At 47.5% G+C, this 486-nt stretch carries 1 pseudogene; it reads left to right on the plus strand.

The features are described from left to right. Window positions 1-486, plus strand: a pseudogene (locus tag HC175_RS17890) (penicillin-binding protein); the annotation flags it as partial.

Consider the following 486-nt stretch of genomic DNA (forward strand, 5'->3'; position numbering starts at 1 on the left):
GGGACGGGGAACCTTATAACATTTACCGGGACGGGTTACAGGTACATACCACTATAGATTACGAAATGCAGATATTGGCCGAAGAAGCTATGGAAGAACACATGGCGGCCCTTCAAAAGCAGTTTGAGAAGGCCTACGGTAGTAATCCGCCGTGGAAGAGGAAAGATCTGCTGCAGGAAGCTCTGGAGGAAAGTGAGCAATATAGATCTCTGGCTGCCGCCGGGTGGGATAAGGAAAAGATCCTCGATTCCCTGCATCGTAAAACCGATATGGAATTTTTTGACTGGGGTAAAAAGAAACTTACTGAAGCCAGTATTGCCGATAGTCTGCAGCACTACATGAAATTCCTTAACATGGGGATGGTCAACATGGATCCCGGCACAGGGGCAGTGAAATCCTGGGTTGGCGGCATCAACCACAAGTATTTCAAATATGATCATGTGATGCAAAGCCGCAGGCAAATTGGTTCCACTTTTAAACCCGTGG

Source organism: Salinimicrobium oceani (genome assembly GCF_012037645.1).